We start from the raw sequence: 26,127 nt of genomic DNA, 5'->3' as shown, positions 1-26,127 counted from the left end.
GCGAAGTGGGCTGGTCGGTAGAGGCGAAGAGATTCAGGCGAGCGGTGGCGCGCGCGGATTGGCCGAGGGCCAGATGAAGCGGGCGGGGAGGTCGGCACTGGCGATGGGCGCCAATGGCGGGCTGTGTTGCTCGGGAAGGGTCGCCAGGGTCAGGCTGGAATTGAACGCCGGTCCCATGCCCCCGCTGGAGCACAACGGGCAGCCGAAGGCCTTGGACAGCGTCGGCAGTTGGTCCTGGGAGGAATTGGTCGAGACCGGTGCCTGGGTGGCCGGATCGACCGCACAGAATTGGCCGCCGATACCGTTGAGCTGCATCCCGACCATTTGCCCGTGGCCGATGCTGCAGGTGAACACGTTGAGCAGAACGCAGCAGTAGAGCGTCCAGGCCAACAGTGAGCGATCGGTTCGGGAAAATTTCATGGGGCGGCACTTTACTCCACCGCCGACCGGTCGTGCACTTCAAAAAATGCCGACTAGGATGATTCTGTCCAAATCTCTTTCAAGGATCTTCAACCATGACCTTTGCGTTGGCTCAATGGCTGGTGACGATATTTGCAGCGATCAGTTTGGTACACGTGTATTGGGCGTTGGGTGGTGAGTGGGCGACGGTGGCAGCAGTGCCCCAGGTGCCAGTGGAGGGCGGAGTGCAGTTGCATCCGGCTTTTGAGCCGCAAGGCTGGATCACCCTGCTGGTAGCCGCCGTTTTGCTGGTGATTGCCCTGTTGGTGTGCTTGCGGGTCGGCTGGTGGCTGCCGCAGGTACAACATCGGGCGCTGCAATGGGTGATCAGTGCGATTGCGATCCTGTTGTTCGCCCGGGCGATTGGCGATTCGGAGCTGGTGGGGTTTTTCAAGCAGATCAAGGATTCCCGGTTTGCGCGGTGGGATACCTGGGTCTACTCGCCGCTGTGTGTAGTGTTGGGGGCGGGGCTGTTGGCCGTTGCCTGGGTTTGAGTTGCCCAGGCTGACGCTTTCGCGAGCAAGCCCGCTCCCACATTTGGAATGCGTTCCCTTGTGGGAGCGGGCTTGCTCGCGAAGAGGCCAGGCCAATCAACACAAGTTTTGAATTCAAATGCCACTTTCGGTACGCCGACTACTGACCTCAGCCGGCACATCATCCCCGGCCATGCGCTTGCGGAATAACGCCGCCCGCGCCAGCAGCAAGGTAGTCACCGGCACGGTAATCGCCAGCAGGATCGGAATCAGCCAGGCGTGCAGCACCGGCCCGGACTTGAGGGCCGAAAAGTAGATGATCGAGGCCAGCGCCACGCACCACGCACCCAATGTCGAGGCCAGTGCGGGTGGGTGCATGCGCTGGAAGTAATCCTTCATCCGCACCAGGCCGATGGCGCCGATCAGCGCAAACAGGCTGCCGAGCACCAGCAGGATCGCCACCGGGATTTCCACCCACAACGACAGTTCAGACGTCATTCGATCACCTCGCCGCGCAGCAGGAATTTCGCCAGGGCAAATGAGCCGACGAAGCCGAACAACGCGATCAGCAACGCTGCCTCGAAGTACGTGTCACTGGCATAGCGGATGCCCAGGGTCAGCATCATCAGCATGGCGATGATGTACAGGTAATCCAGCGCCAGAACCCGGTCCTGGGCCGACGGACCCTTGAACAGGCGCACCAGGGTCAGGATCATCGCCACGGAAAACAGGAACAGGCTCAGCATGATCGCATTCGACAACAGGGTGCTCATTCGAATATCTCCATCAACGGGCGCTCGTACGTCGCCTTGAAGTGCTTGATGAACGGCGCTTCGTCGTCCAGATCGAAGACGTGCAGCAACAGAATGCTGCGGTCCAGCGCCAGCTCCGACCAGACCGTGCCCGGCACTACGGTGCAGATCATCGACAGCGTCGCCAGCCCGTTGGCGTCGCGCAGGTCCAGCGGCACCTTGATGAACCGCGAGCGCGGTGGACGCCGGCCGGCGTTGAGCACCCCCCAGGCCACGGCCAGGTTGGACACCACAACATCGCGACCCACCACCAGGAACAGGCGCAGGATCACTCCCGGGCGGCGAATGCGGATCGGCAGCGGGCGCAATTTGCGCATCATCAAGGGCGCGCAGAAACCCAGCACGGCGCCCAACAGCACGTTGCCCGGACTCATCGACAGGTTCAGCACCAACCACAATAACCACAGGGCCAGCGACAGCCACGGCGCGGGAAACAAACGCTTCATGGTTGCACCTCCAGCAGCGCAGCCCTGACCTGCGGGTTTGGAACGACCCGGGTGCCGAGCACGGCCGCCACGTACTGTTGCGGGTTGTTCAAGGCATCGGCGGCGGCCTGGGTGTAGCGCAACAGCGGTTCTGCCTTGAAGGTCAGTGCAATGCTCAAGCCCAGCAGGGCGAAGATCGGCACGCATTCCAGGCGACGCAGCACCGGCGACGGCCGTTCTGCCGGCGTCCAGAAACGCTGGATGCCCAGCCGCGAAAAAGCCACCAGCGAGGCCAGGCCGGAGAGGATCAGCAACACCAGCAAGCCCCACGCTGCATTGGAGATCGGTGCATCACTGCCATGGCCCAGGCCCAGTGGATTGAGCAGGGCGCTGAGCAGCCCGAGTTTGCCAATGAACCCGGAGAGTGGCGGCATGCCGACGATCAACAGTGCGCAGGCAATGAAGCTCAAGCCGAGGAACGCCATGGTCCAGGGAATCACCTGGCCGACCACGGCTTTCTGATCGTCGTCGAGGTTGACGCCCTTGGCCGGATGCAGCGATTCCAACGGCCTTGGCAGCATCTCGTTTTCGTCCTCCAGCGGGATTTCGTTGGCCGAGCGCGAGCGCTCGATCAACTCGGCCAGCAGGAACAGCGCACTCAAGGCCAGGGTCGAGCTGACCAGATAGAACAGCGCCGCGCCGATCAGGTTGGGCTGGGCGAAACCGATGGCTGACAGCAGAATCCCCGCCGACACCAGAATGCTCAGGCTGGCCATGCGTTCCAGGCGTTGCGCGGCGAGGATCGCCACGGCCGCGCAGACGATGGTTGCCATGCCGCCGTAGATCAGCCAGTCACCGCCGAAGTACGCCGACGCCCCGGCCTGGCTGGAAAACAGCAGGGTCCACAGGCGCAAAAAGGTATAGACGCCGACCTTGGTCATGATCGCGAACATGGCCGCCACCGGCGCGCTCGCCGAGGAATACGCCGGCACCAGCCAGAAGTTCAGCGGCCACATCCCGGCCTTGGCCAGGAACGCCACTGCCAGAATGCCCGCGCCGGCGTGCAGCAGCCCGCGATCGGCCTCCGATACCAAGGGGATCTTCTGCGCCAGGTCGGCCATGTTCAGGGTGCCGGTGACACCGTAGATCAACGCCGCTCCGATCAGGAACAGGGTCGAGGCCAGCAGGTTGATCGAGATGTAATGCAGCCCCGACGACACCCGTGCCCGACCCGAGCCGTGCAGCATCAATCCATAGGACGCGGCCAGCAGCACTTCGAAGAACACGAAGAGGTTGAACAGGTCGGCGGTCAGGAAGGCGCCATACAGGCCCATCAACTGAATCTGGAACAACGCGTGGAAGCTCGAACCGGCGCTGTCCCAGCGCGCCATGGCGAACAGCAGGGCACTGACGCCGATGATCCCGGTCAGCACCAGCATCAGCGCCGACAGACGATCGACCACCAGCACCAGGCCGAATGGCACTGGCCAGTTGCCCGGCAGGTACACGCCGATGGAACCGGGCACGCCGGTGGTTTGCGTCCATTGCAGCAACAACAGCGAAATGCTTAAGCCCAGCAGGCTGGAGAACAGGTTGATTTTGGCTTTGAGCGGGCGGTGTTTTTCGCCGAGCATCAGCATGATGGCGGCGGTCAACAGCGGTAGCAGGATCGGTGCCGCGATCAGGTGCGTCATCGCATTCATTCTTTAGGCTCCCGGCCATCCACATGGTCGGTGCCGGTCAGGCCCCGGGAGGCCAGCAAGACCACCAGAAACAGCGCGGTCATGGCGAAGCTGATGACGATCGCGGTCAGCACCAGCGCCTGTGGCAGCGGGTCGGTGTAATGCAGCAGGTCCTGCGGTACGCCGTCCTTGATGATCGGCTCCTTGCCGATGAACAGGCTGCCCATGCTGAAGATAAACAGGTTGACACCATAGGACAGCAGGCACAGACCCATGACCACCTGGAACGTCCGTGGCCGCAGGATCAGCCAGACGCCGGACGCGGCCAGCGCGCCGATGGCGATTGCGATGACTTCTTCCATCAGACGGCCTCCTTGATGGCGAGGGGTTTGGGTTGGGCGGCGGTCTTGTGACCCCGGACCGATTGGTGGGCGAGGGCTGTGAGGATCAGCAGCGTCGAACCGACCACCACCGAATACACACCGACGTCGAAGAACAGCGCGCTGGCCAGGTGGATGTCGCCCAGCAGCGGCAGGTGCAAATGCCAGGTGTGGGTGGTCAGGAACGGATAGCCAACCACCATCGCACCGACGCCGGTGACCGTGGCGAACAGCAGGCCGGTGCTCATCCAGCGCAACGGTCGCAGGCTCATCTGCGCCTCGACCCACTGGGTGCCGGCCACCATGTATTGCAGGATGAACGCCACCGACATCACCAGCCCCGCGACAAAACCGCCGCCCGGTTGGTTGTGGCCGCGCATGAACAGGTAGAACGACACCACCAGGGCAATCGGCAACAGCAGGCGCACCAGCACCGCCGGGACCATCATGAAACCCAGCGCGGTATCGCTGGCGTGACGCGGGTTGACCAGGTCGGTGACCACGTCGGGCGCCAGCAAGCGCTGCTGGGCCGGCAACTGCAGGCTTTCTTTCGGCGGACGGAAACGGCGCAGCAGGGCGAATACGGTAAGGGCTACCGCCGCCAGCACGGTGATTTCGCCGAGTGTGTCGAAGCCGCGGAAGTCCACCAGCATCACGTTGACCACGTTACTGCCGCCGCCTTCGGGCAGGGCACGGCTCAGGTAAAAGGAGGAAATGTCGTTTGGCGTCTGGCGCGTCAGCATCGCGTAGGACAGCAACGCCATGCCGCCGCCGACCACGGTCGACAGCAGCAAGTCGCGGATCCGCCGGATACGTGCCTTGCGCAGGCTGCTTGGCAATGGCGAGACTTCTTCGATCCGTCGTGGCAACCAGCGCAAGCCCAGCAGGATCAGGATCGTGGTCACCACTTCGACCACCAGTTGCGTCAGGGCCAGGTCCGGCGCCGAGAACCAGACGAAAGTCACGCAGGTCATCAGGCCGCAGACACTGACCATGGTCAGGGCGGCGAGACGGTGGTACTTGGCCTGCCAGGCGGCGCCCAGGGCACAGGCAATCGCCAGCAGCCACAGAATGACAAACACGATCGAGCCGGGAATCTTCGGCCGGTCGCCCCAGCTCAAATGGCTGTGCAGCATCGGGATCAGCCCGGCCAGCACGGCGGCGAGCACCATCAGGAACAGTTGGGTTTGCAGACGCCGGGTGCTGATCCGCCGCTCCAGGCGTCGGGCCAGGTGCATCTTGATCACCAGGCTGCGCTCAAACAAGCGCTTGCCGTTGAAGCGGCCAATCAGGGGCGGGTAGTGGAAACGTCCGCGCTTGAGTTGTTTACGCAGCAGCAGGTACAGCACGATGCCGCCGGACATGGCGATCAGGCTCATGATCATCGGCGCGTTCAAACCGTGCCAGATTGCCAGACTGTATTCAGGCAACGTGCCGCCCACCACCGGCAGCGCGGCCGCCGCGAGCAAGGGACCCACCACTTGCGCCGGGAAAATCCCCACCACCAGGCACGCGAACACCAGCAGTTCGACCGGCGCGCGCATCCAGCGCGGTGGCTCGTGCGGGGTGTGGGGCAGGTCGGTGGCAGTCGGGCCGAAGAACACATCCACGGTGAAGCGCAGGGAATAGGCGACGCTGAAGGTGCCGGCGATGGTCGCAACGATCGGCAAGGTCGCTTCGATCCAGGCCGTGGCGTTGATGAACACGGTTTCGGCGAAGAACATCTCTTTGGACAGGAAGCCGTTGAGCAACGGCACGCCGGCCATTGAGGCGCTGGCGACCATGGCCAGAGTGGCGGTGAACGGTATCAGCTTGAACAGGCCATTGAGCCGGCGAATGTCGCGGGTGCCGCTTTCGTGGTCGATGATCCCGGCGGCCATGAACAGCGAGGCCTTGAATGTGGCGTGGTTAAGAATGTGGAACACCGCGGCCACCGCTGCCAGTGGGCTGTTGAGGCCCAGCAGCAGGGTGATCAGGCCCAGGTGACTGATGGTCGAGTAGGCCAGCAGGCCCTTGAGGTCGTTCTGGAACATCGCGCAATAGGCGCCAAGCAACAGGGTGCAAGCCCCGGCACCGCTGACAATGTAGAACCATTCTTCGCTGCCCGACAGCGACGGCCACAGCCGCGCCAGCAGGAATACCCCGGCTTTTACCATGGTCGCCGAGTGCAGATAGGCCGAGACCGGTGTCGGCGCGGCCATGGCGTGGGGCAGCCAGAAATGGAAGGGGAATTGTGCGCTTTTGCTCAGCGCGCCGATCAGGATCAGGGGCAGCAGGATGGGGTAGAGGGCGTGTGCGCGAATCAGGTCGCCGGCGGCCAGGACCTTGTCCAGGTCATAGCTGCCCACCACATGGCCAAGCAGCATGACCCCCGCCAGCAGGCACAACCCGCCGGCCCCGGTGACCATCAGCGCCATGTAGGCACCGCGCCGGGCATCGGCGCGGTGGTGCCAGTAGCCAATCAACAGGAACGAGAAGAGGCTGGTCAGCTCCCAGAAAAACACGATTTGAATCAGGTTGCCGGAGATCACCAGCCCGAGCATGGCGCCCATGAACGCCAGGAAGAAGGCGAAGAAGCGCGGCACCGGATCGTCCGGCGACATGTAGTAGCGGGCGTACAGCGACACCAGCGTGCCGATGCCCAGCACCAGCATCGAGAACAGCCAGGCAAAACCGTCCATGCGCAGGACGAAGTTCAGGCCCAGGCTCGGCAGCCAGAAGAACTCTTCGCGGATTACGCCGCCATCGGCGATTTGCGGGTACAGAAGGGCGACCTGGACGGTGCCGATCAAGGCAACCAGGCCAGCCAGGAGAGATTCGGTGTTACGCGCGTTGTGTGGCAGCACGGCTGCCAGACAGCTGCCTAAAAAAGGCAGAAGCAGTAGAACTATCAGGGACATAGGCTTCTAATCTGCGGAAGTTTGTGAAGCATCATACGTGCCAGCTCCCGGATCACCAAACGTCAAGCTGTCGCAGAATCCTACAAGGTAGATGGAGAATACGCGTTTAACATTGTTTCAAAGGGCCGTGTTCAGCAGGTCCGGCTCCTTCGCGAGCAGGCTCGCTCCCACAGGGGAACGCATTCTAATTGTGGGAGCGAGCCTGCTCGCAAAGGCATCTGCCTGACGCGACAGAACCGACGGTTTAACCTTGAGTTTCCCGCTCCAATTCTTCCTCCGTCGCGGCAACCTTACCCTTGGTCTTCAACTCACTGACAATCACCGCTGCCACGATCAATCCCGCCCCCACCAACGCAATCGCCGGCAACCGCTCCCCGGCAATGCGCCCGACAATCCCGGCCCACACCGGCTCGCCGGCATAGATCAGGGTCGCGCGGGTTGGCGAGACGCTTTTCTGCGCCCAGTTCATCGCCACCTGGATCGCCGCACTGGCCGCGCCCAACCCCAACGCACTGCACAACAGCAACCAGGAGAAGTCAGGAATGTGCTCCTGGGTCGGCACTACCATCAGAAACGACAGCAGCGACGTGACCGCCAGTTGCACCACCGTCACCCGTTTCACATCGACCTGACCGGCAAAATTGCTGATCAGAATGATCTCTGCGGCAATGGCGATGGCGCTGATCAGTGTGGCGATTTCACCGGGGCTGAAATTCAACGCCGCGCCGGAAGGCCCCGACAGCAGCATCAACCCGGTAAACGCCAGCATGATCCCGATGCTGGGCATCAAGCCCGGACGACGACCCAGCACCAGCCATTGCAGCAACGGCACAAAAGGCACGTACAACGCGGTGATGAACGCCGACTGGCTGCTGGGAATGCTTTGCAGGCCGACGGTTTGCAAACCGTAGCCGAGCATGATCGCCACGCCGATAAAGGCCCCGGCCTTGAGTTCGAACAAGGTCAGTTCCCGCAGGCTGCGCCAGGAAAACAGGGCGACGATGCTCGCGGCGGCGGCAAAGCGCAGGCCGACGAAAAACATTGGGCCGCTGACGGTCATCGCATGCTGGACCAGCAGAAAGGTCCCGCCCCAGACCATGGTGATCAACACCAGCACGCACTCAGCCTTGCTGAGCCGCAGGAAACGGGAGGAAGCCTGGGGGGAGTTCACCGACGTCATGATCTTGCACACTATTTGAGGGGGACGCACAATGCGCCCGAAGTTGGGCAGTATACTGCGCAACACCACCGAGTGAGCAATATAGTGCACAAAGATTCCACGCAGCGGGCTTCGGTCCTTCAGCACGTCAGCCAGAACGTTCGCCGTTTGCGCCATGCCGCCGACATGAGCCAGACCGCCCTGGCGGAAAAGTCCGGGGTCAGTCGCCGCATGTTGGTGGCCATCGAGGCCGGCGAAAAGAATGTCAGCCTGACCACCCTCGATCGCGTGGCCGAGGCGCTGGACGTAGCCTTCAGCGACCTGATCCAGGCCCCGGAAGTGCGCGACCACAGCCGCATCAACGAACTGGCCTGGGCCGGCACGATCCCCGGCAGCAAGGCGGTATTGCTGGCCAAGGCTAACGCCACCCGGGAAGTCGAACTCTGGGAATGGCGTCTCGAACCCGGTGAGCACTATCCCTCGGAGCCGGATGCCGATGGCTGGAGCGAACAGTTCTACGTCTTCGAAGGTTGCCTGACCCTGATGGTCGGCGATGTACCGCACCGTATCAGCGCCGGCGAGTTCTTCATGTTCGCCAGCAACCAGCCGCACTCCTATCGCAACGATGGGCCGGTGGCGGTGCGGTTTGTGCGAAACGTGGTGATATGACGCGTGGGGCGCGTCACACTGGGTGAGTAGAGTGCTTTAGTCACGTCCCGTGGTGCGGGTCAGCCGACGGGGCGATCTGCGCAACATCTATCCTGGATCAGTGAGAACGGCATGATTGATACCCAAAAAGGACAGGCGACTGATGCCATCCGTCACGCAGACGTCCTGATCGTTGGCGGTGGCCTCAGTGGCACGATGCTGGCGGCGCAGTTGTTGCGTCTGCCCGGCAGGCGCTCGGTGCTGGTGATCGAACCCCGTGCCGAACTCGGCCGTGGCGAGGCCTACAGCGCCGTGGAGTTGGGCCATACGCTCAACGGCAATGCGGCACGCATGAGCGTCGACCCGGACAACGCCGACGACCTGACGCAATGGCTGACCGACTATATCGCCGCCGGTGGCTGGCCGGAATCGGATGAGCAACATGTGCCGGTCAGTGAGCTGTTTCCACCCCGGGGGATTTTCGGCCTGTACGTGCAGCAGCGTCTGACAGAAGCGCAAGCGGTGGGGGCGCGCAACGGTTCGACGGTCGAACATGTGCGGGCCGAGGTGGTGGATTTGCAAACCGATGCGCAGTCGGTGCGGTTGACCTTGAGTGACGGTCAGCGTTTGCAGGGTGCGTTTGCCGTGCTCGCCACTGGCATGTTTCCCGCCGCGCGCACGCCGCAAACCGAGTCCAGCGGCTTGAATGCAGCGGCGCTCGATCCGTGGGATGTGACGGCGATGCAGCAGCTGGATCCGCAGTCGACGGTGCTGATTATCGGCTCTGGGCTGACCATGGTCGATGCCGTGGTGTCGCTGGAACAGGCCGGGCATCGCGGGCCGATCGAGGTGTTTTCCCGGCATGGCTTGCTGCCCCATGTGCGGCGGCAACCACCAGCGTGGATGGACTTCCTTGCAGAGGATCACGGCATTCGCACGCCGCGACAATTGGTGCGCGAACTGCGCCGGCATTGCCGCGACGCCATCGCCCAGGGCATTGACTGGCAGGCGCCGCTGGACACGGTTCGGGCACATATCGGCCGCTTGTGGAATCAGGCCACCGACGTGCAGCGCCGGCAATTCGTGCGGCATGTGCGGCCGTGGTGGGAGAGTCATCACCATCGCTCGCCCCCCTTGAGCGCCGAATTGGTAGCGCGCCTTCACGGGGAAGGGCGGTTGCGAGTTCACGCAGCGTCATTCAAAGGGCTTGAGCCTGCTTCTCGCGGTGAAGTGAGCATTCGAATCCGGCGTCGGGGTGAAGCTGAAACCATTGTGGTCAGTGGCGCGGCGCTGATCAATTCCAGCGGCATCGAATACGACTGGCGACGGGTTGCGCGGCCGCTGCCACAGCAGTTGCTGGCGCGCGGTTTGATCAAGCCGGGGCCGTTGGCGTTGGGGATTGCGGCAGAGGTGGATGGCGCGGTGCTCGATGAAGAGGGGCTGGCGGCGAGTCGGCTGTTTGCCATGGGGCCACCGTTGCGTGGGGTCTGGTGGGAGAGCACGGCGGTTACTGATGTGGCGAGTCAGGCCAAGGCGTTGGCGGCGCGATTGGTTGGGGTGTCGCCTCACTAAGTCAGATCAAAAGCCAGAACAAAAGCAGTTCGGCCGTGACCAAAAATTGTAGAGATACGCGGACCTGTGGGATTGGGTACAACCGCGAAAGCCACGTTGCCCTCAGGCCGCCTGGCTAAAACCGTCCGGTCCCCTCAGGTATAAGCCAACAACCGCCCACACAGAATCACACTGACCCATATCACAATCGAAAACAGCGCCTGCAATTTGGCCACCCCGGGCGCCGACGCACCGGTGTCCCACGCCGGCACGGAACGGTACACGCCAACATGGAACAGCAAGGCGTTGAGGCCCGCCGTGGCGATCAGGCACAGCTTGAGGATGAAAATGTCATTGGAGGCGAAATCGTGGGGGTGGGCGGTGAACATCATCAGCCCGGCCGGTACGATCAACAGCAGCGCCGCAATGGCCCAGGTCAGCAGATGGCGGGCCAGGGCGGTGACCTGAATGCTGCGCGACAGCCCCAGCACCCGCAGGTCGAACATCACCACCGCACCGACCAGTATCGTAAAGCCAACGATGTGCATCACCTCAACCAGCGGATACAGCCACAGATCGCCGCGCATGGCTTCGCCCAGCGGTGAGTCGTTGAGCCAGTCCATCCAGTTCTGCGAGGCTTGCATCAGCGTAACTCGGTGGTTTTACCGCCGATTGTGATGCGTTCCGCGCGCATCTCATCAGGTTTATTGCGGTTGGCGTAACCGACCACGGTCGCTTGGGTGCCGACCGCCAGCATCTCCTTGGACAGACCACGGTTTTCCATACGCGACGGGGGCGCGAGGACCACGTTCCAGGTCTTGTCCGCTGTTTTCAGGTTCACGAAACCGTGGGGGTGGGAGTATCCGGACGCTTCGATGGTGCCGGTCAGATTCAACGGGTTGCTGGAGTCGTACTCGCTCCAGCCGTGATGGGCGAATGCCGCTGTGGCAACCAGCAGCAATGTCGCGCCAAAGCCCTTGAGCATGACGTTCATGACACGTCCTCCTGTACTAGTCGTGGATGGATGCTCGACAGCGTGTTCGCCAATGTTTTTCAGGATAGTCGGCGCATTTCGCGGCCTGAAGCACCCGGACCAAAGGAATGTTTCCATCTGTGACGCAGGGCCTCGCGGGGGCTGGCGGGCCTTCGTTTGAAAGAACTTCAATAAACGCAACCATGTCCTACGCTTATGCGCAGGCCAATGTTCATTGAACGGGACTGACCCCCTGATCGACGGGCTGACGGCACCTATAAAAACAATCCAGGGAGATACACCATGTCCGCATTGTTGCGCCGTTTCAGTCGTTACCTGGCAGTTGGCATGACCGCTGCCGTACTCAACACCCCCGCGCTTGCGCTGGACACTGTCAAGTTCATGGCTCCCGGTTCTGTGGGTGGCGGTTATGACCAGACCGCACGGGTGCTGGGCAAGGCCCTGATCGAGGCTAACGCCGCCAAATCCACCACCTTTGAAAACAAGGGGGGTGCAGGCGGAACCCTGGGGCTGGCGCAGTTCGCCAACAGCACCAAGGGCGACCCGAATGCGTTGCTGGTGGTTGGCGCGATCATGGTCGCGGGCATCGAACAGAACAAACCGCAAATCACCCTGAAAGACGTGACGCCGATTGCCCGGTTGTTCACGGAATACAACGTGATTGCGGTGCGCAAGGATTCGCCCTACAAGACCCTCGACGACCTGATCAAGGACTTCAAGAGCAAGCCAACCAGTGTCACCTGGGGCGGTGGTTCCAAGGGGTCGATCGACCACATCGGCATCGCCGAGCTGGCTGGCAAACTGGATGTTCCGGTCAACAAGGTCAATTACATCGCCACCGGCGGCGGGGGTGAAATTGTGGCGCAGACCCTGGGCGGGCAGATCAAGGTGCTCACCGGGGGCTACGCCGAACTGGGTCAATACATCAAGAACGGGCAGATCCGCGTCCTGGCCATCGGTGCGCCCGAGCGCGTTCCCGGGATCGATGCCCCAACCCTCAAGGAAAGCGGCTACGACGTGATCATCGGCAACTGGCGCGGCGTCTACGGTGCTGCCAACCTCACACCCGAGCAGCGCAAGGAAGTGACTGATGCGGTCCTGGCCGCCAGCAAAAGCAAAGTCTGGCAAGAGAACATTCAGACCAACGCATGGACGGCAAACGTGGTGACCGGTGATGACTTCGGCAAATTCGTCGATGAAGAGCACGTGCGGTTGCACGCGATGCTGGTCCAGGTCGGACTGCTTAAAGAATGACCGGGCCGCGCGCAATCGTGCCGACGCAACTGGCGATAGGCCTTGGCCTGATTGCCCTCAGCGCCGTGTTGGCGGTAGGGGCCTACCGCTTTCCGCCCGAGATGGGTTTCGTGATTTTGCCGGCCTACGTCTATCCCTATCTCGTCGCCGGGTTTCTCGCCGTGGTGGGGCTGTTGCTCAGTTATCAGGCGCTCACCGGCGGTTTTCGCGAGCAGGACAGCAGTAACGGCGTGATTCCCGGCGGTAAAACCGGCGCGGCCTGGGTGACGGGCGGGTTGCTGGGCGTGGCGTTGCTGATCAACCTGATCGGTTTTGTGCTGGCCGCGGCCTTGCTGTTTGCCTGTTCGGCCCGGGGGTTTGGCAGTCGTCATCCGCTGCGGGACCTGGCCATCGGCATTGCCCTGACCCTGCCGATCTACTGGCTGTTCAACGCCGGGCTGGGGGTTTCCCTGCCGCCGCTGGTCAATGCCTGGATCTGATCCAGCGCCAAGGAGATCGACTGCGTGGACATTCTTTCAAGTTTGTTGATGGGGTTTAGCGCGGCGCTGACGCCGATCAATCTGATGTGGGGGTTCATCGGTTGCCTGCTGGGCACCGCCATCGGTGTCTTGCCCGGCATAGGACCGGCTCTGACAGTGGCCTTGCTGCTGCCGATCACCGCCAAGGTTGATCCCACCGGGGCGTTGATCATGTTTGCCGGTATCTATTACGGCGCACAGTTCGGCGGTTCCACCACCTCGATTCTGCTTAACACGCCCGGCGAATCGTCTTCCATGGTCACGGCCCTGGAAGGCAACCGCATGGCACGCAATGGTCGGGCGGGGCCTGCGTTGGCCACGGCGGCGATCGGGTCTTTTGTGGCGGGCACCATCGCGACGATCTTGCTGACCTTGTTCGCCCCGGTCGTGGCCCGGCTGGCGCTCAACTTCGGGCCGGCAGAATATTTCGCGATCCTTGTACTGTCCTTCACCACGGTATCGGCGGTGCTCGGCGCGTCCATGCTGCGGGGGTTCGCGTCACTGGGGATCGGGCTGACCATCGGCATGATCGGCCTGGACTCGACGTCGGGTATCGCTCGCTACACCCTGGGCGTTCCCGAATTGGTGGACGGCATCGAAGTGGTGCTGGTGGCGGTCGGTTTGTTTGCGGTAGGGGAGGCGCTGTACAGCTTGTTGTATCAGCAGGAGCAAGCGGAGGGCCGGCATCGCCTGACCTCGTTGTGGATGACCCGCGCCGACTGGAAGCGCTCGGTGCCCGCCTGGTTGCGTGGCACGCTGATCGGCTTTCCGTTCGGTTCGATCCCGGCCGGTGGTGCGGAGATCCCGACGTTTTTGTCCTATTCCACCGAACGCAAGCTCAGCAAATTTCCGAAAGAGTTTTCCGCCAATAAAGGCGAAGGCGCCATCGAAGGTGTTGCCGGACCGGAAGCGGCCAACAATGCGAGTGCGACCGGGTCGTTGGTGCCGCTGCTGACCCTGGGCATACCGACGTCCGCCACGGCGGCGATTCTGTTGGCGGCGTTCCAGAACTACAACCTGCAACCGGGGCCGCTGCTGTTCGAAACCTCCGCCGAGCTGGTCTGGACGTTGGTCGCCTCGCTGTACATCGGCAACCTCATTCTGCTGGTGCTGAACCTGCCGTTGGTGGGGCTGTGGGTCAAACTGCTGCAAATCCCCCGGCCATACCTGAACGCCGGGATTCTGGTGTTCGCCACCATCGGCGTGTATGGCATGCGCCATTCTTCCTTTGACTTGCTGTTGATGCTGGGGATTGGCTGGGCCGGCGTGTTGATGCGGCGTTTCGACTTTCCGGTCGCGCCGGTGATCGTGGGCATGCTGCTGGGGCCGATGGCCGAGAAGCAATTGCGCAATGCCCTGTCCATCAGCGAGGGCGACTGGATGATCTTTCTCACGCAGCCGATCTCGGCGTTTTTCCTGGCCTTGACGTTGCTGGTGCTGGTGGTGCCGCACCTGCTGCATGCGCGGGGGATCAAGTTGCATGAGGATGACTGAGGCAGCGCACTGACCCTGGGTGAGCGAGTCTGCTCGCGAAGACGGCGGCACATTCTGCATTGATGGGACAGATGCGACGCTTTCGCGAGCAGGCTCGCTCCCACAGGGATTGGTGTGTGCTTCAGCGTCGGTTCAGGCCAACATCGACATCAACCCACCCTGGCGATCCAGCTTGGCCAGGTCGTCGAAGCCGCCGATGTGCGTGTCGCCGAAGAAAATCTGCGGCACGCTGCGTCGTCCGCTGCGCTCGAGCATTTCTTCGAGTTTGCCGGGTTCGCGTTGAATGTTGATCTCTTGCATGGCGATGCCTTTGCTGGCCAGCAGGGATTTGGCGCTGCGGCAGTACGGGCAGGTGTCGGTGGTATACAGGGTTACGGTGTTCATGGATTGATCCTCTGCAACAGGGATTGATCAGGCGTCGATGGCCGGAAAGTCGATTTCGGTCAGGGCGACGTTGTTCAGGTAGTTGGTCAGCGTCTGCGAAGCCACGTGGGCAATCACTTCGATGATCTTCGCGTCGTTGATTCCGGCGGCGCGGGCGACGGCTATCTGTTCGCTGCTCAGGTGGCCACGGCTTTCAGTGATCTGCCGGGCAAGCAGGGCATAGGCGTCGAGCCGGCCTTCACGGGCGCTGCGGATTTCCTGGCTGGACAGCCCGGCCTTGCCGGCAAACAGCGTGTGCGCCGCCAGGCAGTAATCGCAGCCGTTGACCTGCGAGGTGGCGAGGGAGATCGCTTCTTTTTCGGTGGCGCTCAGGGAGGTCTTGCCCAGGGCCGCCGAGTTTTGCAGGTACGAGGCCAGCACTGCAGGCGCGTGGGCCAGCACCCGGAATACGTTGGGCAGGAAACCGATTTTCTTCTGCACGCCTTCCAGCAAGGGGCGGGTGGCGTCGGTGGTGTGTTCAAGGCTGACAGGGGCAATGCGGGTCATGGTGAATCTCCGTGATGTGAAGCGCGACAGGCGCTGGGTACGGAGTTCATGCTAGTGATTCGTGCTGGTTTATTGGATGCGAATCGTCGACGATATGCGACAGATCGTCCAGAACTGCCCTCGGGAGTCCGCCCATGGATCGCTTGTCCACCTTGCTTGCGCATTTCGGCGTCAACGCCGGCACCTTTCACAGCGGGATGTTTTGCGGCACGACGGCCTTCGACGGCAGCCAGGCATGCGGCCATGTGCATTTGTTGCAAGCCGGCGAGGTCGTGCTGAAACTGGCTGATGAGCGCGAGCTGCGCCTTACCGAACCGACACTGATCTTTTTCCCGCGACCGTACCGTCATCGCTTGTTCGCCACCGAAGCTTGCGGCACGCAACTGGTGTGCGCGTCGCTGAATTTCGATGGCGGCTCGGGCAATGCCCTGGCGGCGGCGTTGCCGGAGTACCTGGTGCTCAAGCTCGATGAAATCCCGACCCTGGCCGCCACCCTGCAATGGTTGTTCGCCGAGGCGTTTGAAGGCACCTGTGGCCGTGAAGCAGTGATGGACCGTTTGTTCGAACTGCTGGTGATTCAGTTGCTGCGCTACATCCTCAGCACGCGCAATCAGCAGCCGGGCATGATGGCCGGGCTGGCTGACCCGCGTCTGGCGCGGCCCTTGAGCCAGATGCACGAAGCGCCGGGCAAAGCCTGGAGCGTGGCTGAGCTGTCGGCATTGGCCAACATGTCCCGGGCCAGCTTCGCCGAGCACTTCAAGCGCGTCGTCGGCCAGGCACCGGTGGATTACCTGGTGAGCTGGCGCATCAGCCTGGCGCAGAAGCGCTTGCGCGAAGGCAAGCCTATTGCGTTGATTGCCGAAGAAGTGGGCTACGAAAGCCCGTCGGCACTGGCCCGGGCGTTTCGCCGTAAAACCGGGGTCAGTCCGCGAGAGTGGAGGGGGTGAGTGATCATGATCCAGTGCAAGCGTACCTGCGACCCTGCCGAGCCTGAAGACGGGCGAAGGATTCTGGTGGACCGTCTATGGCCGCAAGATTGCCCCAAGGAGCCTATGCCGTTCGATGCCTGGCTCCCTGACGTCGCGCCCTCGGCGGATGTACAACAAGCGTTCATCGCTGGGCGGCTGGATTTTGCCGGGTTCACCGCCGCTTATCGCCAGGAACTGGCGGCCCAGCCGGCGCATTGGTGGGCGCTTTTGCAGTACGGGCTATCAGCGCGTTTGACGCTGGTGTTCACGGCGGATGATCCACTGCAAAACCCTGCCGTCGTGCTCGCCCAATGGCTGGAGGATGAGCTTGATCGCTTTCAGGGTTCCAGTTCGCCGGTGTGTTATCGGGATGAGTTTGCGCAGTAGCGAAGAGGGCGACCCATACCGCGAAGAATCTCACGTGTTCTTTACTTGTAGAACAACAAGACAGCTAAAGTCAGTAGAACTTGATCTCATAGCCGAATCGTGAAGCCGCGCTGACGATGTGCTGCCCCATGATCTGACGCGCCGCCGCATTCCGGTCAGCGAGCGCCTGCACAAGCTCTTCATGCTCGCCGCGCGCGGCATGGGGAATATTGCTGAACACCGGGCCTCGGCGCCATGTTCGGATCGGGCAGCATCTATTCGGTGCTCGTGCTGAACCTCGTCGCGAGCCTGGTGATGATCCCGCTGACAACCATGTTGCTCACCCTCGCCGATGGAAAGGGCAGTGGCACCCAGGCCTTTGTGTCGAGCCTGTCGGGGGCGGTGCGCCGCCCACTGATGTGGGCGCCGGCCCTGGGCATTATCCTCTCCCTGCTGCAGGTCAAATTGAAGCCGCCACCTCCATTCTGGTCAGTACCGTGCTTTCGATCGTGACGTTCTCTGCTGCGATCTACCTGATTGATGGTGGGCTGGCCGCCTGAACATCCAACTGTGCGAGCGGGTTTGCCCGCGAAGGCGGCCTGACAGTCGACGTGATTTTGTCGGATGTACCCGGTCCCTTGTGGGAGCGAGCCTGCTCGCGAAGGCTTTGTGTCAGGCGACATGGCTTTTGATGGTGTACATATCCATTGCTGCGGTAACGGCTGATTGCGCCGGCAAGGACCAGTTTGAATATCCGGCCGGTGGCGTCTGCTATGCGTCGGTAATGGCAATGGATACATCGATGTGAGGGCTTGGTACTCAAGTATGAGTGAGGCGTTGCGTTGTAGAGCGCGTGCAATCGGGCAGTGGAATATTGAACTCCCGATGCAGGGGCCAACTCCTAATTCTCAAGGCACTGCACATGACCATGATGTGGCGATGACCCACCAACAGCTGCACAGCCGCCAGTCCGGCGCGCTATTCGAAACCGATCTTCCAGCACGCCTGGACCGCTTGCCGTGGGGGCGTTTTCACACTCGGCTGGTGTTCGCGCTGGGCATCACCTGGTTGCTCGACGGCCTGGAAGTGACCCTGGCCGGATCGGTGTCCGGCGCCCTGAAAAACAGCCCCGACCTGCGCATGAGCAACTTCGATATCGGCCTGGCCGGCGGCATCTACATCGCCGGCGCCGTACTCGGTGCCCTGGTGTTCGGCTGGCTGACCGACCGCCTGGGGCGGCGCAAGCTGTTCTTCATCACGTTATGGCTGTACGTAGGCGCCACGGCGGCCACGGCATTCTCCTTCAACCTGGAAAGCTTCCTGCTGTTCCGCTTCCTGACGGGCATGGGCATCGGCGGCGAATACACGGCGATCAATTCGACCATTCAGGAGTTCACCCCGATCCGCTATCGCGGCTGGGTCGACCTGACCATCAACGGCACATTCTGGCTGGGCGCCGCGCTTGGCGCCGGCGGGGCCATCGTCCTGCTGGACCCGCACGTGGTTGGCGGCGACCTCGGCTGGCGCCTGTGCTTCGGGATCGGTGCCGCGCTGGGCCTGTTGATTCTGGTGATGCGTATGTGGCTACCGGAAAGTCCTCGCTGGCTGCTGGTCCATGGTCGGCACAATGAGGCGCGACGCATCGTTGAAGGCATCGAAACGCGCCTGCGCAAACAGGGCCATCAACTGCCAGCCATGACCAGCCAACCCCTTTGCCTGCACGCGCGGGACCATACGCCGCTGGCGGAGATCTTCCATACCCTGTTCATCAGATTCCGTCGCAGGGCACTGGTGGGGCTGACCCTGCTGACCGCGCAGGCGTTCTTTTACAACGCGATCTTCTTCACCTATGCGCTGGTGCTCACCGATTTTTACCAAGTACCTGCCGAGCATGTCGGCTGGTACGTATTGCCCCTGGCGCTGGGCAACTTCTGCGGGCCGTTGATGCTGGGGCGCCTGTTCGACGTGATTGGCCGACGCGTAATGATCAGCTTCACCTATGCCACCTCCGCAATCTTGCTGGCGCTCACGGGCTACGCCTTCCAGCAGCATTGGCTGGACGTCACCCAGCAAGCCGCAGCCTGGATGGTGATCTTCTTTTTCGCGTCGGCAGCGGCCAGCTCGGCCTACCTGACCGTGGCAGAAACCTTCCCCCTGGAAATCCGCGCCTTGGCCATCGCCGTGTTTTACGCGTTCGGCACCGGCCTGGGCGGCATCATCGGGCCGACGCTGTTTGGCCAACTCATCCAGACCCAGCAGCGCAGCAGTCTGTTGGTGGGCTACCTGATAGGCGCTGTGCTGATGTGTATGGCGGCGGTGGTGCAAGCGGTGTGGGGCGTGGCGGCGGAGCGTCGAGGGTTGGAGGAGGTGGCCAGGCCTTTGTCGCAGGCGAGGGATTAAGCAGGGGACCCCGCCTGCAAAAGACACGCGGATCGGGAAATGGGAAAAGCGGGAAAAGGGGACGGATCCTGAGGGATCCCCGTTTTTTCCTACGAGAAATCAAGAAGTTGGGAATTGAAGAGACCTGCACGGGTCGGCAACTTGTATTGCACCACACAAAAACAAGATACCGATCCCATGCAGGCCATCCGATTCTTACACAGCGCGTTCGCTCAAGCACTTCCCACTGTCCATTCTCGTCGTCTAAAAACACTGATGTGTTGTGTCAGTTCGTTACTGCGCGGCCGTCGTCTAACGCTGACAGGAATTGGTCGATTCATGCCGGGCAAGGCTTATCCCAAACACGCCATCAAACGAGTGGACCGACTGCTCGGTAATCGTCATCTGCAAACAGAGCGCTCGTTGTTTTATTGGGTCATGTTGCGAGCCTTGCTGGGATCGCTGAAACATCCTTTGATCCTGGTCGACTGGTCACCAATTGACGCGGCGGGTGAGTTCTTTTTATTGCGCGCTGCGATCCCGTTGGCTGGGCGCTCGTTTCCTATTTACGAAAGCGTTCACGAGCGTGAAGGATGTCCGAAATATCAAAAGCGATTGCTGCAAACGTTGGCCGAAATACTCCCCAAAGACTGCGTTCCGATCCTTGTAGCCGATGCGGGTTTTCGACGACCCTGGATCAAGGCTGTCGAGGCGCAAGGCTGGTATTACGTGGCTCGGGTGCGCAATCGCGACCTCTACCGCTGCGACTCGAACACTTGGTTGCCAGTGAAAAATCTCTATGCTTTGGCGTCTTCTTCACCAAAGTCGTTGGGCCATATCGAGATGACCCAAAGTGCTCCGCATTTTATTCATTTGTACTGCGTCAGGCATCGCGCCAAGGGGCGAAAACATCAACGCGTCACCGGCTCAATCGCCAAAAACAAACTCAGCAGGCAATCGGCTAATCGTGAACGAGAGCCGTGGTTACTGGCCAGTAACCTGCCAGAGGAGCAATGGAATCCGTCGAAAATCGTGGCAATTTACAAACAACGGATGCAGATAGAAGAAGGCTTCCGGGATGTAAAAAGCGAGCACTACGGTGTTGGCGTAACTCGCCATCGAAGCCACTGTCCGCGCCGAATTGAAGTGCTGTTGCTGATCTCGGCATTGGCTAACTACATCATCTGTTTAACCGGATTGCAGGCCCGCGAAGCAGGTCATGAACATCGTTTTCAAAGCAATAGCCTTAAACGTCGGCGAGTGTTGTCGCTATGGCGATTGGGGTTGGAATACTGGCGCAGCGGACGCGGCTCAAAGTCTCGAAAAACCTTGGAGAGACTTGAGCACGCGTTGCGAGACGAAGTACATCAACAAGCACAGGCGCTGGGATAGGTTTGTGGGGATCCCTCAGGGACGGATCTATTTTTCAGAAAAATAAATCCGTCCCCTTGTTTGCCGTGGACGGGGCGATAGCAAATGAGTAGCTATGCTTGGTCTACTAGCGGAACTGATTGAGCAGATTGGGCTTTGCGTCCATGGCGTATAAACCCCTTAAGCGGTCACCCGACTGTCACAAGGCCCGGCAGAACAAGGAATGTTATCTACCAAGCCCGTTAAGGCGTTATCACCCCACTCGAGGTTTATTTGGAGTTAGGCCCAAAGAGGAGTCTGCCATGACCGTAGTCGATCGCCTCAGGTATTTGCGCGTCGTTCTCGTTTTGGCTGGCCTCGCGTGCCTTGCTCTCTACCCACTTATGTTGTTCTGGCCGTCCGGCTGGGCCTGGCACGTCGGTCACTCGGACTACCCGATGATGATCGTTGGCATCTACGCCACACTTGGCGTGTTCTTGATCCTGGCCGCACGTGACCCATCAGCCAATCTGAGCCTGATTTGGTTCACCGTGTGGTCCAGCGCCGTACACGGAGGAATCATGGCCGTACAGGCGGTCACCCAGCCGGAGCAAATGGGGCACTTGGCAGGTGACGTACCGGCGCTCTTCATCGTGGCGGTTGCCTTGGCTATCTTGACGCCCCGCTCGCCATTGGCCGCTCGGCCACGGACACCCAATGGGGCCTAAGCGCAGGTTTGATTGTCAGGATCGAGCTTTATTTCAGCCTCTGGGAAACCGGTATGAAAAATCCGCAACATAAGACCGAATCCGACGAGGATTTAGCTCAGTTGATAATAGGTCGAGGACCCTGCACCTATCTATTGCTGCTTTTACTCGGGTTGATCCTCCTGTTTCCCTTTCTTGAGGACGGTATATTTGCTCGCACGTTGCTCGGCATTCTGTTTTCAATCGTGCTGCTCGTGGGCGCTTTCGCCACCAGGCAGACTCGGCGGGGGGGCATTCTCAGACTGGGTCTGGCGTTGTTTGGAGTTGGCCTTCAATGGTCGGCATTGTGGGCTGAAAGTATCGCGCTTCTTTTCTTTGCCGGGATATTTTATGCGGCGTCTCTTGCCGTCTCGTTTAGCGGAGTGCTTCGCTATATTCTCAAGCGCGGGCCAATTACAGCCGACAAACTGCATGGCGCGCTTGCGGGTTACATCATGCTGGCCTTCGTTTGGTCCTTCGTCTATGCCCTGGTCGAGATATCCGCCGCTGGCTCATTCGGCCCTGACTTCCTCGACTTCAGACAGCCCGGCACTTTCTTCAAACTGATCTATTTCAGCCTCACGACGCTCACGACCACCGGTTACGGTGAGATTATCCCATTGACCAACCACGCCCGCTCACTTGTGATGGTCGAAGAATTTTCGGGCGTCTTTTACGTGGGTGTTGTAATCGCGCGGCTTGCCGGTATTTATCCGTCAAATCAGACTAAATGACTCTCGACTTGGCTAAGTCGCTAAATACAAAACGCCCGATGCGATGCATCGGGCGTTGGGGTGAAACGGGTGTAAACCTATTTCAGGACTAGACAAATTAATAACTCCGTCCCCTTTTCGGCGGTAACTCAGGAAGTAGGCACTCAGCCGTTCATCTAATGTTGGGTAGACAGTCAGGAAGTCGCTTGCCCAATGAAGGCAATTGGCCATACGCTGCGAAGCGTGAGATATCTCACGGATAAAAAATGAGCATGGAGCAAACCCTGATGAAACTGTCCGCCATTTTGATCGCCGCTTTACTTTCGATTACGTCCGTTACCGTCTTCGCGCACAGTGGCGGTACTGATTCAAAAGGTTGCCATCGCAACCATAAAACGAACGACTACCACTGCCACTAAACAGCAAGAGCACAGCTTGCGGCTGGGTGGCAAGCTGGCTTTCTCACCTGTGTGGAGGCCAGTTAAAGAAAAGGCTTTTTTGATGCGTTTCAGACTTTAAAGTCAAGGGCCGCTTTTGGCCGATCGTGCCCAGCCACAAACGGTGTAATCCGACCAAACGGACGCTCTTCGCCCGTTTTAAGAACACACACACAAACGCCCTCCCAAGCAACTCAACCACCCCTGGCTCCACTCCGAATCTCCCCAAGTATCCGAGCCGCATCCCTCGAAGGCGGCAATCCAAACACCCGCGCATAGTCTCGACTAAATTGCGTAGCGCTTTCATAACCGACTTCAAACGCCGCGCCAGTGACGCTTTTGGCATTGGCCAGCATCAGTGTCCGTGCCTGTAGCAGGCGAACCCGTTTTTGATACTGCAATGGACTCAGCGCGGTGACGGCTTTGAAGTGGCGGTGGAAGGCTGACACGCTCATTGACGCCAGTTGTGCCAATGCGTCCACCCGGATGGGTTCGGCAAAGTCCTGGCGAATGTGCGCAATGGCCAGGTTGACGCGGGCCATGGCGCTGTCGGGTGTCGCGATGTCGCGCAGCATCCAGCCGTGGGGGCCTTGCAGGACGCGGTACAGAATTTCTCGCTCGTAGACCGGCGCGAGGGCTGCGATTTCTTCGGGCTTGTTCATCAAACGCAGCAGTCGCACCCAGGCATCCATCAATTGCGGCGTGACAGCGGCCACCGAAAAGCCGGCTTCCTGTTCATGCTGTCCGAGCGGTTTGGGCAAGTCGGCCAGTAGCGTCGTCAGGGCAACCGGATCAAGTGTCAGGCTAACCGCCAGGTAAGGTTCGCCGCCTGCAGAGGGGTGAACCTGGCCGACCGCTGGCAGGTCGATGGACATGACGAAGTAAGTCGCCGGGTCATATCGAAGCGTGCGGTCGGCGATGGTCATGGATTTGCTGCCTTGCAGAATCAGGTTGATCATCGGTTCGTAAACGGCGGCCAGCAGGTGTTCAGGGATTTCACCCTGGACCATGGCGACGCGCGGAATACCCGTGTCCGTGCGGCGGTTTTCGGCGCGACACGCCAGGGCGCGAAGTTCTGTCAGTTGGGTTTTCATGGCGTTCATCTGAACTCACGCGGCGGCGGGCACGCAAGCAAAAAGCAGAAACAGGCAGGTTTCGAGCAGGAACGGCTGCGCTCGCTACGAGGCAGGTGGCTACTGTGGTGACTCACCTCAGTGACAGTGGAGCAGCGTATGAGCGGCTGCTTCATTCGAATCACTACCTGAAAGCGAGGCTCCTTCATGCTTGATCACATTTTTCTGTCGGTCAGTGACATCGACCGTTCCGTTCGTTTCTACACCGCGGCACTGACCCCGCTGGGCATCACCGCACGGCTCGATTACGACGGCAAGGACGGGCCGCCAGGGCATCCCGATCTGAAAGGTTTCGGTGCCCATGGACGGATGTTTTTCTGGTTGCGCGAAGGCGTGGTGGAGGGGCGGGCGGTGCATGTCGGCTTCGTGGCGAGCAGTCAGGCCGACGTCGACGCGGCCTATGCGGCGGCGCTGCAAAGTGGAGCTGTCGACAACGGTGCCCCGGGCGCACGTCTGCATTACGACCCCAACTACTACGCCGCTAATGTCCTCGACCCCGACGGCTACAGTCTCGAATTCGTCTACAAAAACTGGCAGCACACCCCATGAGCACATTAATGATTTACGGGGCGACGGGGTACACCGGTCGCATGGCGGGCGAGCATGCCAAGGGGCAGGGGCTGGACGTTGTCATTGCCGGGCGCAATGCCGAAAAACTGCAATCGCTCGCCGCGCAGCTGGATGTTCCTTATCGCGTGTTCAACCCTGATGCCCAGGCAACGAATGCGCTGGAGGGCATCGCGGTGCTGTTGAACTTCGCAGGGCCGTTCGCCCAGACGGCGGCCGCGTTGATGCAAGCGTGTATCAAGGCTGGCGTCGACTACCTGGACATCACGGCGGAGATCAACGTCTATCGGCAGGCGGAGCAACGGGGCGCCCAGGCCGCCGGGGCGGGGGTCATGTTACTGCCCGGTGTCGGCTGGGATGTGGTGCCCACGGATTGCCTGGCAATGCAGGTCGCCAGACGTGTGCAGGAACCGCATTCACTCAGGATCGCACTGCAGGTTGCAGGTTCCATGTCACGGGGATCGGCCCTCAGTGTCAGCGAAATCATGGATGCAGGCCTTCTGGCGCGGGTCGATGGACTGCTGGTTGCAACCCCCGACGCGCCGCCGCGGCACTTCGATTTTGGTGACGGCCCGGTGCTGTGCGCGCCGCTGTCGTTCGGTGACCTGGTGACCGCCTGGCACTCCACCGGCATACCCGACATTGCCATGTATGTGCATGTCAGCGGCGATGCGTTCCCGCACGGCGATTTGTCGCAACTGCCGGACGGTCCAAGCGTTGAACAACGCGAAGCGCATCGTGCCCGAGCGGTGGTGGAAGTCTCAGGCGCCAATGGCCGCGTGGCGCGCTCGATGATTGAAACCGTCAACGGCTACGCCTACACACCATTGGTGGCTGTTGAAGCCGCGCGGCGAGTGTTGGAGGGCGATCGTCGTCCGGGGTTCGAAACGCCTGGCCGGATATTCGGCAGCGGATTCGCCGAGACCATCGACGGAACCACCATCAGCGATGACTAGAGCGCTACAGCGCGAGCCAGGGCGCTCACCCGCCTTTTAAACATCTTCGAAAGCCGCGTGTTTAACGGGTCTTACGCTCATTTCCTGAAAGCTACAAAGCCTTGCGTCGTTGCCTACGGTTACGCCAGAATCCGCCGGCTTGTGCGCCTGGGGGGCGGCTTCTATTGTTTGCCGGTCGCTGAAAAACAGCGATCGGGTTTGGTAGCCCGTTTTTCGCATCCAGACGCACAGCGCTACCTATGCAGTCATTTTTTGGGACTGTGCTTTATATGGTGGCCATGCGTGGGGCTCGCTTGCGGGCGCCGGGTTCTGGTGCGACCGGTCTACCAACCTGCGTATGGCCACCACCCTTCGTTTGGTAGCGAGGGTGATGGCTCCTCATAGTTCGCATCAGAGGCTTCATCCATGTTCAAAGTAACGCCAAACCCCCCAGACACCGATCCCACATCCCCCTACGAACCCGACTCAAAAAAGCTCAACGACGCCGCCGAGCGCGCCCTCGATTTCCACTTCCACTCGACCGCCGACATCAAGGCCACCCCGCGTACACCCAGCACGCTGTTTACCGTGAACCCGGAAACAACCACCGAAACCCTGATGGTGTACCTGGTCGAGACACTGGCTTCGGTGGATGTGATGGTGCATCAGTTGGTGGACCATCTGGACGGTGGATCGCGCAATGCGCTGCTGGGGATTTCCAACAGCATCATGCTGGCGGAGATCACGGCCAATCGGGTGCTGGATCAGATTGATCCTCTGTAGCAGCTGTCGGGTGACGCGAGGCTGCGATCGCTGATTTTCATAGTCCCGGGAATCAATAGATCGCAGCCTTC

At 60.8% G+C, this 26,127-nt stretch carries 31 protein-coding genes; 17 read left to right on the top strand and 14 right to left on the bottom strand.

Translation table 11 applies throughout. The features are described 5' to 3' along the window. Positions 1-33: 33 nt before the first annotated feature. A complete protein-coding gene (locus AC07ZE_RS18130; protein ID WP_207266046.1) occupies positions 34-420 on the bottom strand; it encodes a DUF2946 domain-containing protein in 387 nt (128 codons plus the stop codon). A gap of 95 nt (positions 421-515) precedes the next feature. Between AC07ZE_RS18130 and AC07ZE_RS18125 the strand changes: the two genes are divergently transcribed. Further along, complete coding sequence (locus AC07ZE_RS18125) at positions 516-953, top strand: DUF3995 domain-containing protein (protein ID WP_207266045.1); 438 nt, start codon at positions 516-518, stop codon at positions 951-953. Positions 954-1,067: 114 nt separating this feature from the next. Here AC07ZE_RS18125 and AC07ZE_RS18120 read toward each other — a convergent pair whose 3' ends face one another. From AC07ZE_RS18120 to AC07ZE_RS18090, 7 genes are all read right to left on the bottom strand, one after another. After that, positions 1,068-1,430, bottom strand: coding sequence for a Na+/H+ antiporter subunit G (locus tag AC07ZE_RS18120; RefSeq protein WP_207266044.1), 363 nt, complete (start codon positions 1,428-1,430; stop codon positions 1,068-1,070). Then, positions 1,427-1,705: a K+/H+ antiporter subunit F gene (locus AC07ZE_RS18115; protein WP_095196027.1), complete on the bottom strand. Its 279-nt coding sequence runs from the start codon at positions 1,703-1,705 to the stop codon at positions 1,427-1,429. Before AC07ZE_RS18115 ends, AC07ZE_RS18120 begins: the two co-directional genes overlap by 4 nt. Continuing rightward, complete coding sequence (locus AC07ZE_RS18110) at positions 1,702-2,190, bottom strand: Na+/H+ antiporter subunit E (protein WP_207266043.1); 489 nt, start codon at positions 2,188-2,190, stop codon at positions 1,702-1,704. Before AC07ZE_RS18110 ends, AC07ZE_RS18115 begins: the two co-directional genes overlap by 4 nt. Next, entirely contained in the window at positions 2,187-3,872 is a 1,686-nt protein-coding gene (locus AC07ZE_RS18105; protein WP_207266042.1) for a monovalent cation/H+ antiporter subunit D, read from the bottom strand. The genes AC07ZE_RS18110 and AC07ZE_RS18105 overlap by 4 nt, the downstream gene beginning before the upstream one ends. Continuing rightward, complete coding sequence (locus AC07ZE_RS18100; protein WP_095196030.1) at positions 3,869-4,213, bottom strand: Na+/H+ antiporter subunit C; 345 nt, start codon at positions 4,211-4,213, stop codon at positions 3,869-3,871. The genes AC07ZE_RS18105 and AC07ZE_RS18100 overlap by 4 nt, the downstream gene beginning before the upstream one ends. Then, positions 4,213-7,131, bottom strand: coding sequence for a monovalent cation/H+ antiporter subunit A (locus AC07ZE_RS18095; RefSeq protein WP_207266041.1), 2,919 nt, complete (start codon positions 7,129-7,131; stop codon positions 4,213-4,215). The genes AC07ZE_RS18100 and AC07ZE_RS18095 overlap by 1 nt, the downstream gene beginning before the upstream one ends. A gap of 244 nt (positions 7,132-7,375) precedes the next feature. Beyond that, positions 7,376-8,401 (bottom strand): DMT family transporter, encoded by a 1,026-nt coding sequence (locus AC07ZE_RS18090; protein WP_207266040.1) that lies wholly within the window; start codon positions 8,399-8,401, stop codon positions 7,376-7,378. On the opposite strand from AC07ZE_RS18090, the gene AC07ZE_RS18085 reads away from it, so the two are divergent. Both AC07ZE_RS18085 and AC07ZE_RS18080 read left to right on the top strand, forming a co-directional pair. Then, entirely contained in the window at positions 8,396-8,959 is a 564-nt protein-coding gene (locus AC07ZE_RS18085; protein WP_095196033.1) for a helix-turn-helix domain-containing protein, read from the top strand. The two genes, AC07ZE_RS18090 and AC07ZE_RS18085, sit on opposite strands and share 6 nt — an antisense overlap. A gap of 111 nt (positions 8,960-9,070) precedes the next feature. Next, a complete protein-coding gene (locus tag AC07ZE_RS18080; RefSeq protein WP_207266039.1) occupies positions 9,071-10,510 on the top strand; it encodes an FAD/NAD(P)-binding protein in 1,440 nt (479 codons plus the stop codon). A 134-nt stretch (positions 10,511-10,644) separates the two neighbouring features. Here AC07ZE_RS18080 and AC07ZE_RS18075 read toward each other — a convergent pair whose 3' ends face one another. Both AC07ZE_RS18075 and AC07ZE_RS18070 read right to left on the bottom strand, forming a co-directional pair. Next, a complete protein-coding gene (locus tag AC07ZE_RS18075) occupies positions 10,645-11,133 on the bottom strand; it encodes a DUF6644 family protein (protein ID WP_207266038.1) in 489 nt (162 codons plus the stop codon). After that, positions 11,133-11,483 (bottom strand): DUF6152 family protein, encoded by a 351-nt coding sequence (locus AC07ZE_RS18070; RefSeq protein WP_095196046.1) that lies wholly within the window; start codon positions 11,481-11,483, stop codon positions 11,133-11,135. The genes AC07ZE_RS18075 and AC07ZE_RS18070 overlap by 1 nt, the downstream gene beginning before the upstream one ends. Positions 11,484-11,765: 282 nt before the next feature. Here AC07ZE_RS18070 and AC07ZE_RS18065 point away from each other — a divergent pair, with 282 nt between their 5' ends. The 3 genes from AC07ZE_RS18065 to AC07ZE_RS18055 are packed head-to-tail and all read left to right on the top strand — an operon-like array spanning position 11,766 to position 14,749. Continuing rightward, positions 11,766-12,737 (top strand): Bug family tripartite tricarboxylate transporter substrate binding protein, encoded by a 972-nt coding sequence (locus AC07ZE_RS18065; RefSeq protein ID WP_207266037.1) that lies wholly within the window; start codon positions 11,766-11,768, stop codon positions 12,735-12,737. Further along, the gene (locus AC07ZE_RS18060) at positions 12,734-13,216 is read left to right on the top strand and encodes a tripartite tricarboxylate transporter TctB family protein (protein WP_207266036.1); all 483 of its coding nucleotides are present in this window, start codon (positions 12,734-12,736) and stop codon (positions 13,214-13,216) included. The genes AC07ZE_RS18065 and AC07ZE_RS18060 overlap by 4 nt, the downstream gene beginning before the upstream one ends. Before the next feature lie 24 nt (positions 13,217-13,240). After that, complete coding sequence (locus AC07ZE_RS18055; protein ID WP_207266035.1) at positions 13,241-14,749, top strand: tripartite tricarboxylate transporter permease; 1,509 nt, start codon at positions 13,241-13,243, stop codon at positions 14,747-14,749. Positions 14,750-14,881: 132 nt separating this feature from the next. On the opposite strand, the gene grxC is transcribed toward AC07ZE_RS18055, so the two are convergent. After that, positions 14,882-15,133, bottom strand: a complete 252-nt coding sequence (gene grxC / locus AC07ZE_RS18050; RefSeq protein ID WP_207266034.1) for a glutaredoxin 3 — start codon at positions 15,131-15,133, stop codon at positions 14,882-14,884. Positions 15,134-15,160: 27 nt separating this feature from the next. Continuing rightward, positions 15,161-15,679 carry a carboxymuconolactone decarboxylase family protein gene (locus AC07ZE_RS18045; protein ID WP_207266033.1) on the bottom strand — a complete coding sequence of 173 codons (519 nt, stop codon included), beginning with the start codon at positions 15,677-15,679 and terminating at the stop codon, positions 15,161-15,163. A gap of 134 nt (positions 15,680-15,813) precedes the next feature. Between AC07ZE_RS18045 and AC07ZE_RS18040 the strand changes: the two genes are divergently transcribed. Together AC07ZE_RS18040 and AC07ZE_RS18035 are read left to right on the top strand one after the other, a co-directional pair. Further along, positions 15,814-16,626, top strand: a complete 813-nt coding sequence (locus AC07ZE_RS18040; protein WP_207266032.1) for an AraC family transcriptional regulator — start codon at positions 15,814-15,816, stop codon at positions 16,624-16,626. 6 nt (positions 16,627-16,632) lie between these two features. After that, positions 16,633-17,034 (top strand): DUF488 domain-containing protein, encoded by a 402-nt coding sequence (locus tag AC07ZE_RS18035; RefSeq protein WP_207266031.1) that lies wholly within the window; start codon positions 16,633-16,635, stop codon positions 17,032-17,034. A 70-nt stretch (positions 17,035-17,104) separates the two neighbouring features. Here AC07ZE_RS18035 and AC07ZE_RS18030 read toward each other — a convergent pair whose 3' ends face one another. Then, positions 17,105-17,254 carry a hypothetical protein gene (locus AC07ZE_RS18030; RefSeq protein WP_259331972.1) on the bottom strand — a complete coding sequence of 50 codons (150 nt, stop codon included), beginning with the start codon at positions 17,252-17,254 and terminating at the stop codon, positions 17,105-17,107. Between the two features lie 14 nt (positions 17,255-17,268). Between AC07ZE_RS18030 and AC07ZE_RS18025 the strand changes: the two genes are divergently transcribed. The 6 genes from AC07ZE_RS18025 (at position 17,269) to AC07ZE_RS18000 (ending at position 22,620) form a co-directional block, all read left to right on the top strand. Then, positions 17,269-17,526 (top strand): AEC family transporter, encoded by a 258-nt coding sequence (locus AC07ZE_RS18025; protein WP_259331971.1) that lies wholly within the window; start codon positions 17,269-17,271, stop codon positions 17,524-17,526. Positions 17,527-17,952: 426 nt separating this feature from the next. Next, the gene (locus tag AC07ZE_RS18020; RefSeq protein WP_207266030.1) at positions 17,953-19,413 is read left to right on the top strand and encodes an MFS transporter; all 1,461 of its coding nucleotides are present in this window, start codon (positions 17,953-17,955) and stop codon (positions 19,411-19,413) included. Between the two features lie 177 nt (positions 19,414-19,590). Beyond that, positions 19,591-20,784, top strand: coding sequence for an IS4 family transposase (locus AC07ZE_RS18015; protein ID WP_207267847.1), 1,194 nt, complete (start codon positions 19,591-19,593; stop codon positions 20,782-20,784). 281 nt (positions 20,785-21,065) lie between these two features. Next, positions 21,066-21,470 carry a DUF6632 domain-containing protein gene (locus AC07ZE_RS18010; protein ID WP_207266029.1) on the top strand — a complete coding sequence of 135 codons (405 nt, stop codon included), beginning with the start codon at positions 21,066-21,068 and terminating at the stop codon, positions 21,468-21,470. 53 nt (positions 21,471-21,523) lie between these two features. Further along, entirely contained in the window at positions 21,524-22,222 is a 699-nt protein-coding gene (locus AC07ZE_RS18005) for an ion channel (RefSeq protein WP_207266028.1), read from the top strand. A 245-nt stretch (positions 22,223-22,467) separates the two neighbouring features. Next, positions 22,468-22,620 (top strand): YHYH domain-containing protein, encoded by a 153-nt coding sequence (locus AC07ZE_RS18000; RefSeq protein WP_494990431.1) that lies wholly within the window; start codon positions 22,468-22,470, stop codon positions 22,618-22,620. 212 nt (positions 22,621-22,832) lie between these two features. Here AC07ZE_RS18000 and AC07ZE_RS17995 read toward each other — a convergent pair whose 3' ends face one another. Beyond that, positions 22,833-23,732, bottom strand: a complete 900-nt coding sequence (locus tag AC07ZE_RS17995) for an AraC family transcriptional regulator (RefSeq protein ID WP_207267846.1) — start codon at positions 23,730-23,732, stop codon at positions 22,833-22,835. A gap of 186 nt (positions 23,733-23,918) precedes the next feature. Between AC07ZE_RS17995 and AC07ZE_RS17990 the strand changes: the two genes are divergently transcribed. The 3 genes from AC07ZE_RS17990 (at position 23,919) to AC07ZE_RS17980 (ending at position 26,056) form a co-directional block, all read left to right on the top strand. Further along, a complete protein-coding gene (locus AC07ZE_RS17990) occupies positions 23,919-24,320 on the top strand; it encodes a VOC family protein (protein WP_207266026.1) in 402 nt (133 codons plus the stop codon). Beyond that, positions 24,317-25,294 carry a saccharopine dehydrogenase family protein gene (locus AC07ZE_RS17985; protein ID WP_207266025.1) on the top strand — a complete coding sequence of 326 codons (978 nt, stop codon included), beginning with the start codon at positions 24,317-24,319 and terminating at the stop codon, positions 25,292-25,294. Before AC07ZE_RS17990 ends, AC07ZE_RS17985 begins: the two co-directional genes overlap by 4 nt. Before the next feature lie 405 nt (positions 25,295-25,699). After that, positions 25,700-26,056: a DUF6124 family protein gene (locus AC07ZE_RS17980; protein ID WP_207266024.1), complete on the top strand. Its 357-nt coding sequence runs from the start codon at positions 25,700-25,702 to the stop codon at positions 26,054-26,056. Positions 26,057-26,127 lie beyond the last annotated feature (71 nt).

This window comes from Pseudomonas sp. GW101-3H06 (assembly GCF_059424605.1).
The sequence above is the reverse complement of the archived record's forward strand: the minus strand, read 5'-3'. Positions and strand labels throughout refer to the sequence as shown.

Bases quoted from the DNA above. Each gene is read 5' to 3' on its own strand.
- AC07ZE_RS18095 (WP_207266041.1), bottom strand. From the start codon at position 7,131: ATGTCCCTGATAGTTCTACTGCTTCTGCCTTTTTTAGGCAGCTGTCTG.
- AC07ZE_RS17985 (WP_207266025.1), top strand. From the start codon at position 24,317: ATGAGCACATTAATGATTTACGGGGCGACGGGGTACACCGGTCGCATG.
- AC07ZE_RS18100 (WP_095196030.1), bottom strand. From the start codon at position 4,213: ATGGAAGAAGTCATCGCAATCGCCATCGGCGCGCTGGCCGCGTCCGGC.
- AC07ZE_RS18115 (WP_095196027.1), bottom strand. From the start codon at position 1,705: ATGAGCACCCTGTTGTCGAATGCGATCATGCTGAGCCTGTTCCTGTTT.
- AC07ZE_RS18080 (WP_207266039.1), top strand. From the start codon at position 9,071: ATGATTGATACCCAAAAAGGACAGGCGACTGATGCCATCCGTCACGCA.
- AC07ZE_RS18125 (WP_207266045.1), top strand. From the start codon at position 516: ATGACCTTTGCGTTGGCTCAATGGCTGGTGACGATATTTGCAGCGATC.
- AC07ZE_RS18045 (WP_207266033.1), bottom strand. From the start codon at position 15,679: ATGACCCGCATTGCCCCTGTCAGCCTTGAACACACCACCGACGCCACC.
- AC07ZE_RS18060 (WP_207266036.1), top strand. From the start codon at position 12,734: ATGACCGGGCCGCGCGCAATCGTGCCGACGCAACTGGCGATAGGCCTT.
- AC07ZE_RS18000 (WP_494990431.1), top strand. From the start codon at position 22,468: ATGAGCATGGAGCAAACCCTGATGAAACTGTCCGCCATTTTGATCGCC.
- AC07ZE_RS18035 (WP_207266031.1), top strand. From the start codon at position 16,633: ATGATCCAGTGCAAGCGTACCTGCGACCCTGCCGAGCCTGAAGACGGG.
- AC07ZE_RS18110 (WP_207266043.1), bottom strand. From the start codon at position 2,190: ATGAAGCGTTTGTTTCCCGCGCCGTGGCTGTCGCTGGCCCTGTGGTTA.
- AC07ZE_RS18015 (WP_207267847.1), top strand. From the start codon at position 19,591: ATGCAGGCCATCCGATTCTTACACAGCGCGTTCGCTCAAGCACTTCCC.
- AC07ZE_RS18120 (WP_207266044.1), bottom strand. From the start codon at position 1,430: ATGACGTCTGAACTGTCGTTGTGGGTGGAAATCCCGGTGGCGATCCTG.
- AC07ZE_RS18130 (WP_207266046.1), bottom strand. From the start codon at position 420: ATGAAATTTTCCCGAACCGATCGCTCACTGTTGGCCTGGACGCTCTAC.
- AC07ZE_RS18065 (WP_207266037.1), top strand. From the start codon at position 11,766: ATGTCCGCATTGTTGCGCCGTTTCAGTCGTTACCTGGCAGTTGGCATG.
- AC07ZE_RS18005 (WP_207266028.1), top strand. From the start codon at position 21,524: ATGAAAAATCCGCAACATAAGACCGAATCCGACGAGGATTTAGCTCAG.
- AC07ZE_RS18075 (WP_207266038.1), bottom strand. From the start codon at position 11,133: ATGCAAGCCTCGCAGAACTGGATGGACTGGCTCAACGACTCACCGCTG.
- grxC (WP_207266034.1), bottom strand. From the start codon at position 15,133: ATGAACACCGTAACCCTGTATACCACCGACACCTGCCCGTACTGCCGC.
- AC07ZE_RS18105 (WP_207266042.1), bottom strand. From the start codon at position 3,872: ATGAATGCGATGACGCACCTGATCGCGGCACCGATCCTGCTACCGCTG.
- AC07ZE_RS17980 (WP_207266024.1), top strand. From the start codon at position 25,700: ATGTTCAAAGTAACGCCAAACCCCCCAGACACCGATCCCACATCCCCC.
- AC07ZE_RS18070 (WP_095196046.1), bottom strand. From the start codon at position 11,483: ATGAACGTCATGCTCAAGGGCTTTGGCGCGACATTGCTGCTGGTTGCC.
- AC07ZE_RS18025 (WP_259331971.1), top strand. From the start codon at position 17,269: ATGTTCGGATCGGGCAGCATCTATTCGGTGCTCGTGCTGAACCTCGTC.
- AC07ZE_RS17990 (WP_207266026.1), top strand. From the start codon at position 23,919: ATGCTTGATCACATTTTTCTGTCGGTCAGTGACATCGACCGTTCCGTT.
- AC07ZE_RS18040 (WP_207266032.1), top strand. From the start codon at position 15,814: ATGGATCGCTTGTCCACCTTGCTTGCGCATTTCGGCGTCAACGCCGGC.
- AC07ZE_RS17995 (WP_207267846.1), bottom strand. From the start codon at position 23,732: ATGAAAACCCAACTGACAGAACTTCGCGCCCTGGCGTGTCGCGCCGAA.
- AC07ZE_RS18010 (WP_207266029.1), top strand. From the start codon at position 21,066: ATGACCGTAGTCGATCGCCTCAGGTATTTGCGCGTCGTTCTCGTTTTG.
- AC07ZE_RS18020 (WP_207266030.1), top strand. From the start codon at position 17,953: ATGACCCACCAACAGCTGCACAGCCGCCAGTCCGGCGCGCTATTCGAA.